Origin of the sequence: Streptomyces sp. NBC_01334 (assembly GCF_035983595.1) — a bacterium.
GTDB classification, from domain to species: domain Bacteria; phylum Actinomycetota; class Actinomycetes; order Streptomycetales; family Streptomycetaceae; genus Streptomyces; species Streptomyces coriariae.
In genome coordinates this window covers 3081267-3096131 of sequence record NZ_CP130718.1, presented here as the reverse complement: position 1 = coordinate 3096131, position 14865 = coordinate 3081267, and the positions used below count along the sequence as shown (strand labels likewise).

The following is a 14865-nucleotide window of genomic DNA, read 5'->3' as shown; positions in this document are numbered from 1 at the left end:
GGCGCGACAGAGAGGTCCTTCGTGGGAAGGTATGTGGTCCGAAGGCTCGGGCAGTTGGTCGTGGTTCTGCTCGGCGCCACGGTCATCATGTTCACCTGCCTCTTCCTGGTTCCGGGAAACCCCGTCGGACCACTGGCGGGTGACGCGAAGGCGAGCGACCCGGTGGTGGCCTCCCAGTTGAGGGAGCACTACCACCTGGACAAGCCGGTGTACGAGCAGTACGCCATCTACGTACGCAATCTGGCCACAGGCGACCTGGGCGAGGACTTCGTCCAGCGTCGCCCGGTGACCGAGATCCTCGGGCCGAAACTGGTCAACACCGGGGAACTGGCGTTGGCGGCGATCATCATCGACGTCGTGCTGGGGATTTCCGTCGGAATGGTCGGCGCGCTGTTCAGATTCAGTGTCTGGGACATCCTGACGACCTTCTCGACCACGCTGGCCGTCGGCTTCCCCACGTTCGTCACGGGCTTTCTCCTGCAGAAGTTCTTCGTGGTGCAACTCGGCTGGTTCCCGCTCCTCAGCCAGGGGGATCTGCAGTCGCTGGTGCTGCCGGCGTTCAGCCTGGCGATCCTCGACGCCGCCCTGGTCGCCCGCCTGATGCGGGGCACCATGCTGGAGGTGCTCAGAGCGGACTACGTCAAGACCGCCATCGCCAAGGGGCTGCCGCGGCGCACGGTGATCACCCAGCACGTGCTGCGCAACTCGGCGATCCCGGTCATCACCTACCTGGGCATCTCCTTCGGGCTGATGCTGGGCGGCGCCCTGATCACGGAGGCCATCTTCAACTGGGACGGCGTCGGACTCGCGCTGGTCTCCGGGGTCCAGGAGCAGAACAACCCGGTCGTCCTCGGCGTGGTCACGTACGGCGTCGCCGTGTTCGTCGTGCTCAACCTCGTCGTCGACTTGGTCTGCGCGGCCCTCGATCCGCGCATCCGATTCGAGTAGCCGGCCCTCGTAGTGACGGAAACGAGCTCATGACCGATCTGACCGATCTGACCAAGCGGCGGGGAGCCGGGGGCGTCGAGACACCCGCGCCGCCCGAAGCCCTGATCCCCGCCACCACGCAGTGGGGGGACGTGCGCTACCGGTTCCTCCAGAACAGACTCGCCGTGGTGGGGCTGGTGATCGTCACCCTGCTGGTGCTCGTCGCCGTGTTCGGCCCGTGGCTGGCCCCGCAGGACCCGTCCGCCCAGGACCTGATGAACACCCTGGAGGGCCCGTCGGCCCAGCACTGGATGGGCACCGACGCGCTCGGCCGCGACCTGTTCTCCCGGCTGGTCTCGGGGACCCGGATCGCGATGCTCGTCGGGTTCGCCGCCATGACACTCAGCTGTTTCCTGGGCATCGCGATGGGCGTGCTCGCCGGCTGCTTCGGCAGATGGGCGGACACTCTGATCATGCGGACCGCGGACATCTTCTTCGCCTTCCCGCTGCTCATCGGAGCCATCGCGATCATGCTGGTGGTGGGTCAGGGCATCACGCCCGTGATCATCTCGCTCGCCCTGTTCTCGTGGGCCACCATCGCCCGGCTGCTGCGCAGTTCTCTCCTCGTCACCCGCGAGATGGACTACGTGCACGCCGCCAGGGCGCTGGGCGCGAGCCGGGCGCGGATCATCCGGCGGCACATCCTGCCCAACTCCCTGACCGCGGTGCTGGTGTACGCCACGTTCAACGTCGGGACGGCGATCGTCGGCGTGGCATCGCTGTCGTTCCTCGGCATCGGGGTCGCGCCGGGAGTTCCGGAGTGGGGCAACATGCTGGCGTCCGGCCGCGGCTTCGTCGGGGTCAAGGACTACCTCTGGCTCTGCCCGGGCTTCGCCATCGTGCTGACCGTGCTGGGTTTCGTCTTCGTCGGAGACGGACTGCGCGACGCCCTCGACCCCAAGCTGCGCTGAGGAGAGGAGAACTCCGGTCATGACCATCCTGGAGAGCCCGGCCTCGGCCGGGGAGGCGCAGGAGACGGCGCCCCTGCTGGAAATCCGCGATCTGCACGTCGAGTTCCGCACCCGCGACGGCGTGGCCAAGGCGGTCAACGGCGTCGACTACCGCGTGCACAGCGGCGAGACGCTGGCGGTGCTCGGCGAGTCGGGCTCCGGCAAGTCGGTCACCGCGCAGGCCGTGATGGGCATTCTCGATGCGCCGCCCGGCCGTATCACCCAGGGCCAGATCCTCTTCCGCGGCCGGGACCTGCTGACCATGACGGGTGAGGAGCGCCGCAGGCTCCGCGGCCGGAGGATCGCCATGATCTTCCAGGACGCGCTCTCCGCGCTCAACCCGGTGCTCAGCGTGGGCCACCAGCTCGGTGAGATGTTCCGGGTGCACCAGGGACTGTCGAAGAAGGACGCCCGGGCCAGGGCGGTCGAGCTGATGGACCGGGTGCGGATCCCGGCGGCCGCCACGCGGGTCGGGGACTACCCGCACCAGTTCTCCGGCGGAATGCGCCAGCGGATCATGATCGCGATGGCCGTGGCCCTCGAACCGGATCTCGTCATCGCCGACGAGCCGACGACGGCCCTGGACGTCACCGTGCAAGCCCAGGTGATGGATCTGCTCGCCGAGTTGCGTCAGGAGTCCGACATGGGGCTGATCCTGATCACGCACGACCTGGGGCTGGTCGCGGATGTCGCGGACCGGATCGCGGTGATGTACGGCGGCCGGATCGTGGAGAGCGCGCCCGTCCACGACATCTACCGGCGGCCCGCCCACCCGTACACCGAGGCCCTGCTGGAGTCGATTCCCCGGCTGGACCGCAAGGGCGACCGGCTCCGATCGATCGACGGTCTGCCGCCCAGCCTGCTGCGGATGCCCGCCGGGTGCGCCTTCCACCCGCGCTGCCACCGGGCGAGCGACCGGTGCCGCACCGAGGTGCCGGCCCCGGCCCGGGTGGACGCGGAGCGGACGAGCGCCTGCCACTTCTGGAAGGAGACCTTCGGTGAGTGAGCTGCTCCAGGTACGGGACCTGGTCAAGTACTACCCGCTGACCCGCGGCGGCCTGCTCAGGAAGCGGATCGGGGCGGTGAGAGCGGTCGACGGGGTCTCCTTCGACCTGCGTCGGGGCGAGACCCTCGGCATCGTCGGCGAGTCGGGGTGCGGCAAGTCCACCGTCGCCAAGCTGCTGATGCGCCTCGAACAGCCCACCGCCGGGCAGGTGCTGTACAAGGGGGAGGACATCGCCCGGCTGTCCGGCAAGGCCCTCAAAGCGGTGCGCCGCAACATCCAGATGGTCTTCCAGGACCCGTACACCTCGCTCGACCCACGCATGACGGTCGGCGACATCATCGGCGAGCCGTACGAGATCCACCCCGAGGTGGCCCCCAAGGGCGACCGGCGCCGCAAGGTACGGGAACTCCTCGACGTGGTCGGTCTCAACCCCGAGTACGTCAACCGCTACCCGCACCAGTTCTCCGGCGGCCAGCGGCAGCGCATCGGCATCGCCCGCGGCCTAGCCCTCAACCCCGAGATCATCGTCTGTGACGAGCCCGTCTCGGCGCTCGACGTGTCGGTGCAGGCCCAGGTGGTGAACCTGATGGACAGGCTCCAGGCGGAGTTCGGGCTGTCGTACGTGTTCATCGCCCACGACCTGTCCGTGGTCCGGCACATCTCCGACCACGTAGGGGTGATGTACCTGGGGCGGATGGTGGAGACGGGTGATGTGACCCAGATCTACGAGCACCCCACCCATCCGTACACCCAGGCGCTGTTGTCCGCGGTCCCCGTGCCGGATCCGGAGGCCGGGCGGCGGCGCGAGCGGATCATCCTCACCGGCGACGTCCCCTCACCGGCGGATCCGCCCTCCGGCTGCCACTTCCGGACGCGATGCTGGAAGGCTGAGGACCGCTGTGCGGCCGAGGTGCCGTTGCTCGCGGTGCCGGCCCGGTTCGACGACGCGGCCGGGCCCACCGCTCACCCGAGTGCCTGCCACTTCGCCGCGGAACGGAGAACGGGTGACGCGGACACAGCCGGGGACGGCGGGCGGCGTGCTGCTAGGACATCGACATCTGCATGAGGCCGGCACGGAAGGCGAAGGAGACGAGTTGAGCCCGGTCCCTCAGCTCCAGCTTGTTGCGCAGCCGGTAGACATGCGTCCGTACGGTCGCGTTGCCGATCGTCAGCTCGTCCGCGATCTCCTCGGTCGACATGCCCTTGGCGATGAGGACCAGGATCTCGCGTTCGCGCGGGGTCAGTGCCGTCAGGACCGGCTGCAAAAGTTCCTCGGGCTGGCTGTCCTGACGCCGGAACCAGTGCACGAGCCGCTGGGCCACCCGGGGCGCGAGCATCACCTGACCGCGAGCGGCGGCGTGCACGGCACTGCGGAGTTCCTCACGACTGACCTCCTTCACCAGAAGTCCACACGCGCCGGCATGAATCACGTCGGCCACGATGTCGGAGCCGTCGTTCATGGTGTAGACAACCACTCGCGGAGAAGGCTCGACAATTTCCTGATTGAGTCTCCGGATCATTTCTATTCCCGACAGACCCTTGAGTGAGAGTCCGGTAAGAACAACGTCCGGGCGATGTTTGCGGACCAGCATGATTGCGTGTATTCCGCTGTCGGTCGTGTCGACGACGTTGATGTCGCTCTCGCTGGAGAGCAGCGCGCGTAGACCGTCGCGCACCACAGGCAACTCGTCGCAGATCAGCACGTTGATGGTCATCCGTGAAAATCCCCCTTGAGGACACGCCGCGTGTATGGCGGGCCCCCTTCCAGTCCATGTAGGCGAAAGGGAAAGTTCCGGATGGTGCGTTTTGGTCCTGTTCCCGTTGTTCTTATCCCCGTCGCCGCTGGTCAAGCTTTGCTACAGCGTGTTCGTTGCACAGGCTGTCAGATTGGCTGACGCAAAGCAAGGGTTGGCTAAATCTAATCGCTGTCATGCTTAAGGGCGCCGTCATGTGCCGCGCAGGAAATGATGACCTTCGCGTGCAAACGTGACGACGCCCCCCGTGCGCATGCTGGCGGGCAGAGCATTTGCACTGTTTTCCTTTCAGTCTCCTTTCGGTATTCGCCGTGGTCGTCCGGGTCGGTATCAAGCCGTGGCGCGTTCGCTGCCGTCGGGTTCCGATGCGGTCTCGTCGGTGGGGTCGTCCGCCGGCTCGGGGTCCTCGTGCACCGCCTCCAACATGCGTGCCGAGCGCACCACGAAGAGCAACGCGGGCGTGAGGAACATCCACACCGCGCCGATCGTCAGCATCGTGGCAGGAGAGGTGAGCCCGCCGGCCGGCCCCGCGAGAGCCTGACCGACCGGCAGCAGACCGATGCTGCCCAGCCACTCGTACGAACTCACCCGGCCCATCGAACCGAGCGGCACGTTCTGCTGCATGGCGGTCAGCGAGAAGACGTTGAACATGGACAGCCCGATATTGCTGACCAGGGCGGCGGCCGCGATCACGGGGACGGGGGCGAGCAGCGCCAGCATGAGCAGCTGCAAGCCGTAGAGCCCGAGCGGAAGGAACGACGCGCGCATGATGTAGCGGGGGCGCATACGAAGGGCGATCACACCGCCGAGGACCGAACCGATCCCGCTGCACGTGGTGATGAGGGCCCACGCGGGTGCCCCGCCCAGGTGGGCGAGTGCCTCGGTCGGACCGAAGACCTGCCAGGCGGGAAGCACCAGCAGGTGGAAACTGGCGGCCCAGGCCACCATGGTCCACAGCCAGGTGCGGGAGCGGAACTCCTGCCAGCCCAGCTTGAGGTCGTTGAGGATGCTGGAGGCCTCCTCACCGTCGGCCGCCTTCTTCGGGCCGAGCCGCAGCATGTACAGCGCCACCGCGCTGACCGCGTACGTCACACCGTCGAAGATCAGCGCGGACCCGGGGGAGACGAGCGCGACCAGGACGCCGCCGAAGGCGGGGCCGACCGTGTACGCGACGTTCTCGCTCAGCCCGACGAGTCCGTTCGCACGTTGCAACGCCCCCGCCTTGACAACCTCCGGCAGCAGGCCGGAGGCGGCGGGCTGGAAGAAGGCCGCAGCGGTACCGGCGACCAGCTGCAAGGCGATCATCCACGCCAGGGACGCGTGCCCGGTCACGAGCAGGACACCCAACAGCAGTTGGGAGACGAAACGGGCCGCGTCGCACACGAGCATCAACCGGCGGCGCGCCATGCGGTCGGCTATCACCCCGCCCAGCAGCAGCAGGACCACCGTGGGGAGGATCCTGGCGGCCAGCACGAGCCCCAACGCCGATGCGGAGTCGGTCACTTCGAGTACGGCGAAGGCGAGGGCGATGGGGACGATCGCGTCACCCACCACTGAGAACGTCTGGCCTATGTACAACAACCGGAACTCGCGCTGCCGTAGCAGCGCCGTGATTCCTTCCCGGTCGGCCGTGCGCCGCTTGCTGCGGATGTTCATGCGGTCCTTTCCTGGTCCGGCCCGCCTTCGGCCGGCGTGCGGGACTGGTCTTCCTGCCCCGTGAGCAGCGTCTCCAGTTGGGCCGGATCGGCCTCGCTCAGCAACGCTTCCACCACCGTGACCGCCAACCCCTCGACGCTCGGAGCCTCGAGCAGGGCCCCCACGCGCAGATCGACCCCGAAGGCGCGCCGGACCCGGGCCATCACGCGCATCGCCAGCAACGAGTCCCCGCCGAGGTCGAAGAAGCTGTCCTCTATTCCCACGGGTTGCTCGGGAAGCACTTCGGAGAAGAGTTCCACGAGCGTCGTCTCGACAGCGTCCCGCGGCTCTTTGCGGGTGGTGGTGGGGTGTTGGGTTGTGGTGGTGGGTGGGGGGAGTCGGGTGGGGTCGAGTTTGCCGTTGGGGGTGGTGGGGAGGGCGGGGAGGGGGGTGAGGGTGGTGGGGATCATGTGGGTGGGGAGGTGGGTGGTGAGGTGGGTGCGTAGGTCGGTGAGGGTGGTTTCGGTGTGGTGGTGGGGGGTGGTCAGGACGGTGTAGGCGGCGAGTTGGGGGTGGTGGGGGGTGTGGGGGTTGAGGATGACGGTGGCGGCGTGGACGGCGGGGTGGGTGAGCAGGACGCGTTCGATCTCGGCGGGTTCGATGCGGAAGCCGCGGAGTTTGATCTGGTGGTCGGTGCGGCCGAGGTAGTGCAGTTCACTGCCGTGATCGGCGGTGATCACCGTGCTGGTGCTGCCGGTGCTGCCGGTGCTGCCGGGGTTGGGGGTAGTGAGGTCGCCGGGGTTGTGGGTGGTGGTGGGGTGGTCGCCGGTGGTGGCGGTGGTGGTGGCGAGGTCGCCGGTGCGGTAGCGGCGGCTGCCGGGCGGGCCGTCGGGGTCGGGCAGGAAGCGTTGTGCGGTCAGTGCGGGACGGCCGAGGTATCCGGCCGCGACCTGGGGCCCGCTCACGAACATCTCCGCACCCTCAAGCCCACCACCGTCGCCGGCGCCCGTACCGTCGGCGGCGGTGCCGGAGGGGTCAGTGCTGGTGCTGGTGTGGGGGTGGAGGGTGATGGTGAGGCCGGGCAGGGGGGTCCCGATCGGGCTGACCGCCTGTTCCTGGTCGGCTGCGGCCAGGGGCCGGTAGGTGACGTGGACGGTCGTCTCGGTGATCCCGTACATGTTCACCAGCCGCGGCCCGCGCCACCCATACGCAGCGCTCCAGGCTTTCAGACTCCCCGGCCGCAGAGCCTCCCCGCCGAAGACGACCGTCCGCAGTGCCGTGGCCGGGAACCCCTGCGCCGCGGCCGCCGCCACCAACTGCGTGAACGCCGTCGGCGTCTGACTCAGCACCGTCACCCCCTCCCGGCACACCAGCTCCCACATCGCCGCCGGATCCCGCGTCACCGCATACGGCACCACCCGCAACCGGCCCCCCTGCAACAGCGCCCCGAACACCTCCCACACCGAGAAATCGAACGCCGCCGAATGAAACATCGACCACACCTCGTCCCCGCCCCACCCCCCGAACGCCTCACCACAGGCGGCGAACAACGCCAGCACATTGCCATGCGTCACCACCACACCCTTCGGACGCCCCGTCGAACCCGACGTATAGATCACATACGCCGTGTCCCCCTCCACCACCCGAGCCCCCACCCACCGAGCAGCCGCCGCCACCTCCACCGCACCCACCGGATCATCCAGCCCCACAAACGCCACACCCCCGGCGCCGTCCAACACCCCCGCCCAACCCCGCTTGCCCAACACCACCCGGCAACCCGCATCCGCCACCGTCTCGCGCAACCGCTCCACCGGAAAACCCGGATCCAACGGCACATACCCCGCACCCGACTTCAACACCGCCACCATCCCCACCACCAGATCCACATCCCGCTCCCCCACCAAAGCAACCAACACCCCCCGCCCCGCACCCGCAGCCACCAACCGCGCCGCCACCACCGACGACAACCGGTCCAACTCCCCATACGACAACTCCCGCACCCCGTCCCCCACCGCCACCCGACCCCCACACCGAGCCACCACCCCACCCAACACCCCATGCACACCGCTGTAGGAGGAGACCGTGGTGTTCTCGGGTGTGTTCAGCACAGCGTTCACCTTCGTGGAAGCGGGGCGGGCGGAGGATCTGTCGGCGGGGGACGGGCGGTGCCGGACCGGGGCGGTCAGTCGGCGGGGGTGGCCACCCAGATGTAGTACTCGGAGTCGGCGTCGAACGGGCTCTCGTCGTAACCGCCGTACTCGCGCTCGATGCGCAGGCCGGCCTTCTCGAAGAGCCCGCGGATCTGGTCGGGGAAGCGGTAGTAGTTGGTGCGCAGGTCGTGCCGTCGCTGCACGACGAGCCCCTGCTCGTCGAGGAGTTCCGTGACGCGCCGCCGGGTGATGGACTGCACGTCGAAGTCGAAGGCGCTGTAGTCCCAGATCGCCACGCGCTGCCCGGTCGACGGATGGCGGACCTCGTCGACGAACAGATAGCGCTGGTCGTACTTGTCGAAGTCCTCCTGCTGGAACACCGGTACGCCCGCGACGAACCTGCCTCCGGGGGCGAGATGGCGGCGCACGGAGTCCAGCGTCCGCGCCCAGTCCTCGTCGGTCGGCATGTGGAACAACGGCTGTCCGCCCGCGATGATCAGCGGGAAGCGCTCTCCCAGGTCGAAGTCGCGCAGGTCGCCCTCGACGAGACGGACCTTGTCCTCGGGCACCCCGGCGGCGTCGGCGGTGGCGCGGGCCTGGGCCAGCATCGACGGCGAGCGGTCCACTCCGACCGCCCGCTCCACGCGCTCCGCGCAGGGCAGCAGAACCCGCCCCGTACCGCAGGCCAGCTCCAGCAGGGGACCGCCGAACTCCTCGGTCTTGGCCAGGATGAACGGCAGGTCGAGGGTGTTGAGATCGGCCCACAGCAGGTCGTACAGCTCGGCCTCGAAGAGGTAGTCGTCGGCGGAGCCGTCGATCCGGGTGGTGCGCGGTCCCGCCGTCTCGTCCGTCGTCGACGTGGTGGTGGTCTCGGTGTCACTCATCGTGTGCTCCTGTGCTGAGGCGGTGTGGTGGCGGGCCCCGATGCCGGGGCCGGGGAGCGTGGGGCAGGAGAGTCGGGCACGCCGGCGGCCTGCCCGAGTGCCTCCGCGACCCGGTGCACCGTCGGTGGCCGGAGCACGGAGAAGTGGTCGCCCGGCACGCGCAGTACGGTCGGCGCAATGTCGCGGGCCAGGGCGGTCCAGGTGTCCGGGTACGCCTGGGAGTGCTCGGCGTGCAGCAGAGTGAGGGGGCCGGAGCGGGGGCGGGGGCGATGGCGCTGCATGGCGGCGGTCGCGTGGGCGAACACCGTGTAACGGTCCGTCATGTCGGCGTGCGGCAGCCCGAGGTCGAGGCCCCGGGCGGTCAACTGCCGTGCGGCGGCGGCCAGCGCGTCGGGTACCGGCAGCTGCCACACCGCGGGCTCGACGGGAACGCGGTCGACCGTCACACCGCCGGAGCCGAGCAGGTCCTCGACGAACATCTCCAGCATCGTGGCCCGGCTCCACGCGCCGGTCTGCCGCGGCCAGGGGGCGGAGTCGATGAGCACGACGGGGACGCCCCCGTCCTGGGCGGGGGTACCCGCGGGTGTGGTGTGGCGGCGCGCCATCTCGTAGGCGACCACACCGCCGAACGACCAGCCGGCCAGGACCGCGGGCCGATCGACGCCCCGGTCCCGCAGCAGGCCCAGGTAGTGGTCCGCGAGTTCCTCCACCGACGGCGGTGCGGCCTGCCGCAGGAACCGATCCGCCGCGAGGCCGATCACCTCCCGGTCGCCGGGGATCAGCCCGCTGAGCTCGGCGTAGCAGAAGACGCCGCCCCCGATCGGATGGACGAGGACGATCGGCTCCCCGCTGTCCGCCGCACCGCTCCTGAGCCGTACCGGCCCACCCGCCGACGCCGTCGGGTCACCGGAGGTGGCGCTCTTCCGCCGCCGGGCCAGCGAGTCCAGCAGTGCCCTCTTGGCCGGTGACAGAGCCTCGATACGGGCGGCCGGCACCTTCTCGGCACCTTGCTCCGCCATATGCGTCCCCCTCCGCCGAAACGTGTCGGTCAGACCGCGACCCGATGGTCGTACAGGTATTGGTAAAAAGGCAGTTGATTCCGGTAGTAATCGGCGAGAACGGCGTGGTTGTCGACGGTGTCGGCGTATTCCTTCGGCTTTCTGGTGAATCCGGAACTGTTTCCGGCATCGACGTGCCAGCGCTCCGTGAGCTGCCAGTCCTTCGGAATTCCGGGATTCCATTGCAGAGTGTCCGGACGGAAGCCGAGGCCGGTGTGCAGGCAGTAGGTCCTGACGATTTCCTCGGTGTGGTCGAGAAGATCGTCCGAGTCGACCACCAGAGGATCCGAACCCTGCGCCTCGGCCACCGCGAGATACAGCTCGTGGAGCCGGGAGAAACCGACGTCGTCGCGCTTCAGCTCGGGGTTGAGCGCATAGTGCGAGGCGATCACCTCCCGGGGATCCCGGATGATGAACGTGTGCGCCACCTCCCGCAGGAACGCCTGGTCGGCCAGCACTCCCGGGTACCTGAAGTCGGTCGTGTCCTTGAAGAAGACCGTGGTGTCCCGGGCGAGTTCACGGATCGCGGAGATGAGATCGGCCTCGGTGCGCACCGTCCGGGAGCCGACCTCGGCCTCGCCGAAGTCGGCCAGCCGGCAGAACGGCTCGTGCAGGGAGACGACGTCGTCTCGCTCCATCATCATTTTCAGAAAAGCCGTGGAGCGAGAGCGAGGGGCACTCCACAAAGCGATAATCGAGGGCTTGGGTCGATCGGCCGAATCCTGATCGCGCACGTTTGATACTCCTCCCCGGGTGACTCGCCGACCGTCCGCCGACGTTACCCATCGCACCCGTGTGTCCCGGCCACATTAGCCATGAGGGGGCGGTTGGGGAACACCCGCCAGACAGCCGGGACGGGCCGTGGAAGGCGAAGTAATTACCATGCTTACCCGTCGTGAAACGCGGTGCCGACTTTCGTGACGGCCGCATACACGCGGGTGCACGTCGCGAGCACCGAGGAATCAACGCCGCTATGGAAGACGGCTCCGGCCGCCCCTCCTAATGTCAGAACTCGTGGCCGAAGCCGGCGTGGTGCACACCCGCCGCGACGACGGTCACGGCCGTGCGGCGTGAGGAGATTTCCGGTCATGAGCGAGATGATCAAGAGGCTGGCGCGGTTGCCCGAGGACCGAAGGGCCGCGTTCATCGCTCAGCTCCGCGCGGGCGGCAACCAGACGGGGCCGCGGCAGGCCGCCGCGGCCCCCACGCCCGCCGGCCGTCCGGCACCGCTCTCCTTCGCCCAGGAGACGCTCTGGTTCCTCGACCAACTCTCCCCGGGCCGGGCCACGTACAACGTGGGCACCTCCTACCGGATCGCGGGAGCGCTCGATGTCGCGGCCCTGCGCCGGGCCCTGCGGGCCACGGTGGCCCGCCACGAGACGCTTCGCACGGCATTCCGACGCGGCCCGGACGGCATGCTCCAGGACCTCCTGACGGTGCAGGAGGCCACGGCCGGCCTGCTGTCCGAGGTACACGACGTGGCTGCCGGACCGGCGGCGGCCGGGTACGAGGCCGCCCGGCGCCGCGCCACGGAACTGGGCAGGCTTCCCTTCGACCTGACGCGCGGACCGCTGTGGCGGGCCGAACTGCTGCGTCTGTCGGACCGCGACCACCTGCTCGTCTTCGTCGTGCACCACGTCGTCTTCGACGGCTGGTCCGGGGAGGTGTTCACCGACGACCTCGCCGCCTCCTACGCCGCGGAGACCGGGACCGGAGCGCCGCCCCCGTCACTGCCCGTCCAGTACGGCGACTACGCGCACTGGCAGCGCGAACGGCTCTCCGGCGCCACCTACGAGAACCTGGCCGCCCACTGGCGGGAACGGCTCGCCGGCGCACCGACCCTGGACCTGCCCACCGACCGGCCGCGGCCGGCGGAGACGACCTACGACGGAACGTACCGCCGAGGCGTACTCGCGCCGGGGACGGCGGACGCCGTGCGGACGTTGGCGGACTCGGCCGGCGTCCGGCCGTACGTAGTCCACCTCGCCGCGTTCCTCGTGCTGCTGCACCGCTACACCGGCCAGGAAGACCTGGTGATCGGCACCCCCATGGCCAACCGCGACACCGTCGAGGTGGAGCGGCTCATCGGCTTCTTCGTCAACATGCTCGTGTTGCGCACCGACCTCTCGGGTGCCCCGTCCTTCCGCGAACTGCTCGGCCGGGTCGACCGGACCGTCCAGGAGGCCTTCGAGCACGGCGAGTTGCCGTTCGAGCGGGTGGTGGACGCGGTCCGTCCCCCGCGCGACCCCTCGCGCTCACCCCTGTTCCAGGTCGTCTTCGCCTTCCAGGACGGGGTCGACGCGAAACTGAGTCTGCCCGGCCTCACCGTCGAGCAGGAGTCGCTCGACCCCGGAACCTCACGCTTCGACCTCAGCTGGAACATCTCCTCCCGCCCCGAAGGCCTGGTCGTCGAGGCGGAGTTCAACTCCGACCTGTTCGACCCGGAGAGCATCGACCAGCTCCTCGCCCACTACGGACAGGTGCTGTCCTCGGTCACCGCCGACCCGGACGTCGCCGTCTCCCGGGCGACACTGCTCACGGCCGACGAGCGAACCGAACTGCTGACCCGCTGGAACGGCCCCCGGCTCGCGCTGCCCGAGGTGTCCGTACCGGAGATGTTCCGTTCCCGGGCCAGGACGGCACCCGACGCCGTGGCCCTGGTGGTCGGCGACGAACAACTCGACTACGCCGAACTGGAGCGCCGGGCCAACCGCCTCGCACACCTGCTGCGCCGGCACGGAGCCGCCCCCGGAGAGCGGGTGGCGCTGTGCCTGGACCGCACCCCCGACCTCGTCGTGGCCGTCCTCGCGGTCCTCTTCACCGGGGCCGCCTACGTCCCGGTCGACCCCGGCTACCCGCCCGCGCGGATCGCGGCCATCCTCGACGACGCGACCCCGGTCGCCGTCGTCGCCCACGCCGGGCCGGTCGGGAAGCTGGCCGACGCCGACACGCCGCTGCTCGTCCTGGACGGGCTGGCGGAGACGCTCGCCGCCCAGCCCGACACCGCGCCCGCGGTGGAGATCGCCCCCGACGATGTCGCCTACGTCCTCTACACCTCCGGGACGACCGGCCGCCCCAAGGGCGTCCTCATCGAACACCACTCGGTGATCGCCTTCGTCAGGGCCGCGCAGGAACTGTTCGGACTCACCGAGACGGATCGCGTCCTCGGTTACGCCTCGGCCAACTTCGACGTCTCCGTCGGGGAGATGTTCAACGCGTTGCTCACCGGCGCGCGGTTGCACCTGGTCCGCGACGACGAGCGACTCGACATGGCGCGACTCCAGGAACTGCTGGAGACGGGCGGCATCACCGTCACCGACCTGCCGCCCACGGTCATGGCGCTGCTCGACCCGGAGCGCCTGACCGCGCTGCGCATCGTCTTCGTCGGCGGTGAGGCGTTCCCGGGCGAGCTGGTGAACGCCTGGAACCCCGGGCGCCGCTTCTTCAACGGCTACGGCCCGACCGAGTGCACCGTCACCATGATCGTCCACGAGTGCCCGGGGCACTGGACCTCGTCCCCGCCGATCGGCCTGCCCATCGCCAACCACGTGGGGCACGTCCTCGACGAGCACTTCGAACCCGTGCCGTACGGCGTGGCGGGCGAGCTCGTCATCGGTGGCGCGGGTCTGACCCGCGGCTATCTCGGCGCGCCCGGGCTGACCCGGGAGAAGATCGTCCCCGACCCCTTCGGCAGCACACCGGACGGGCGCCTGTACCGGACCGGAGACCTGGTCCGCAGACGGCGGGACGGCAGCCTCGTGTTCGTGGGCCGGATCGACCAGCAGATCAAGATCCGCGGCCTGCGCATCGAACTCGGCGACGTGGAAGCCGCGTTGGCGACCTTCCCCGGGATCGGCCAGCTGGCCGTCGTACCGTGGACCGATCCGCACGGTGAACGGCACCTGGTCACGTACACGACCTTCGGGGGAGACCCCGCGCCGGAGGCAGGGGCGATCCGCGCCCATCTCGCGGACCGGCTTCCGGCCTACATGGTCCCGCCCTTCCACGTGACACTCGACGCGCTGCCGCTGACGGTCAGCGGCAAGGTCGACCACCGCCGACTGCCCGCCCCCGAGACATCCGCCGACACCTCCGGGAGCGGCGCGGAGTCCCGGCCGCGGACGGACACCGAACGCGTCCTGGCCACCGAGGTCTTCGCCGAGGTGCTGCGTCGCGAGACCGTCGGCGTCCACGACCACTTCTTCGAGCTCGGCGGCAACAGCCTCCAGGCCGCCCAGCTGATGTCCCGGATCGGCGAGCGCTTCCAGGTCCGTGTCGGGCTCGCGGAGTTCTTCCGCTCGCCCACCGTCGCCCACCTCGCCGCGATCGTCGACCGGCTGTGCCTGGAGGCGGCGCCGGAGGTCGACCTGCTCGCACTCATCGAAGGACTCTCCGACGAAGAGGCCGAACGGCTCGCCACCTTCGAAGGCGAGGCCTGAGC

The 14865-nt window shown here is 69.3% G+C and carries 11 protein-coding genes; 5 read left to right on the top strand and 6 right to left on the bottom strand.

Translation table 11 applies throughout. From position 1 onward, the window contains the following. Window positions 1–21 precede the first annotated feature (21 nt). Genes OG736_RS14020 through OG736_RS14005 form a run of 4 tightly spaced genes read left to right on the top strand, consistent with a single transcriptional unit; the run spans window position 22 to window position 4009 of the window. The gene (locus OG736_RS14020) at window positions 22–948 is read left to right on the top strand and encodes an ABC transporter permease (RefSeq protein ID WP_327182734.1); all 927 of its coding nucleotides are present in this window, start codon (window positions 22–24) and stop codon (window positions 946–948) included. Window positions 949–977: 29 nt separating this feature from the next. Beyond that, a complete protein-coding gene (locus tag OG736_RS14015; RefSeq protein WP_327182733.1) occupies window positions 978–1898 on the top strand; it encodes an ABC transporter permease in 921 nt (306 codons plus the stop codon). A 19-nt stretch (window positions 1899–1917) separates the two neighbouring features. Continuing rightward, complete coding sequence (locus OG736_RS14010; RefSeq protein WP_327182732.1) at window positions 1918–2943, top strand: ABC transporter ATP-binding protein; 1026 nt, start codon at window positions 1918–1920, stop codon at window positions 2941–2943. Next, window positions 2936–4009 carry an ABC transporter ATP-binding protein gene (locus OG736_RS14005; RefSeq protein ID WP_327182731.1) on the top strand — a complete coding sequence of 358 codons (1074 nt, stop codon included), beginning with the start codon at window positions 2936–2938 and terminating at the stop codon, window positions 4007–4009. Before OG736_RS14010 ends, OG736_RS14005 begins: the two co-directional genes overlap by 8 nt. On the opposite strand, the gene OG736_RS14000 is transcribed toward OG736_RS14005, so the two are convergent. The 6 genes from OG736_RS14000 to OG736_RS13975 form a co-directional block, all read right to left on the bottom strand. Further along, a complete protein-coding gene (locus tag OG736_RS14000) occupies window positions 3987–4658 on the bottom strand; it encodes a response regulator (RefSeq protein WP_142263945.1) in 672 nt (223 codons plus the stop codon). The genes OG736_RS14005 and OG736_RS14000 overlap by 23 nt on opposite strands. Before the next feature lie 369 nt (window positions 4659–5027). Continuing rightward, complete coding sequence (locus OG736_RS13995) at window positions 5028–6353, bottom strand: MFS transporter (RefSeq protein WP_327182730.1); 1326 nt, start codon at window positions 6351–6353, stop codon at window positions 5028–5030. Next, the gene (locus tag OG736_RS13990; RefSeq protein ID WP_327182729.1) at window positions 6350–8440 is read right to left on the bottom strand and encodes a non-ribosomal peptide synthetase; all 2091 of its coding nucleotides are present in this window, start codon (window positions 8438–8440) and stop codon (window positions 6350–6352) included. The genes OG736_RS13995 and OG736_RS13990 overlap by 4 nt, the downstream gene beginning before the upstream one ends. 74 nt (window positions 8441–8514) lie before the next feature. Further along, window positions 8515–9366: a class I SAM-dependent methyltransferase gene (locus tag OG736_RS13985; RefSeq protein ID WP_327182728.1), complete on the bottom strand. Its 852-nt coding sequence runs from the start codon at window positions 9364–9366 to the stop codon at window positions 8515–8517. Continuing rightward, the gene (locus OG736_RS13980) at window positions 9363–10385 is read right to left on the bottom strand and encodes a thioesterase domain-containing protein (protein WP_327182727.1); all 1023 of its coding nucleotides are present in this window, start codon (window positions 10383–10385) and stop codon (window positions 9363–9365) included. Before OG736_RS13980 ends, OG736_RS13985 begins: the two co-directional genes overlap by 4 nt. Before the next feature lie 29 nt (window positions 10386–10414). Continuing rightward, window positions 10415–11158, bottom strand: a complete 744-nt coding sequence (locus OG736_RS13975; RefSeq protein WP_327182726.1) for a sulfotransferase-like domain-containing protein — start codon at window positions 11156–11158, stop codon at window positions 10415–10417. Between the two features lie 354 nt (window positions 11159–11512). On the opposite strand from OG736_RS13975, the gene OG736_RS13970 reads away from it, so the two are divergent. Beyond that, entirely contained in the window at window positions 11513–14863 is a 3351-nt protein-coding gene (locus OG736_RS13970) for a non-ribosomal peptide synthetase (protein ID WP_327182725.1), read from the top strand. The last annotated feature ends 2 nt before the right edge of the window (window positions 14864–14865 follow it).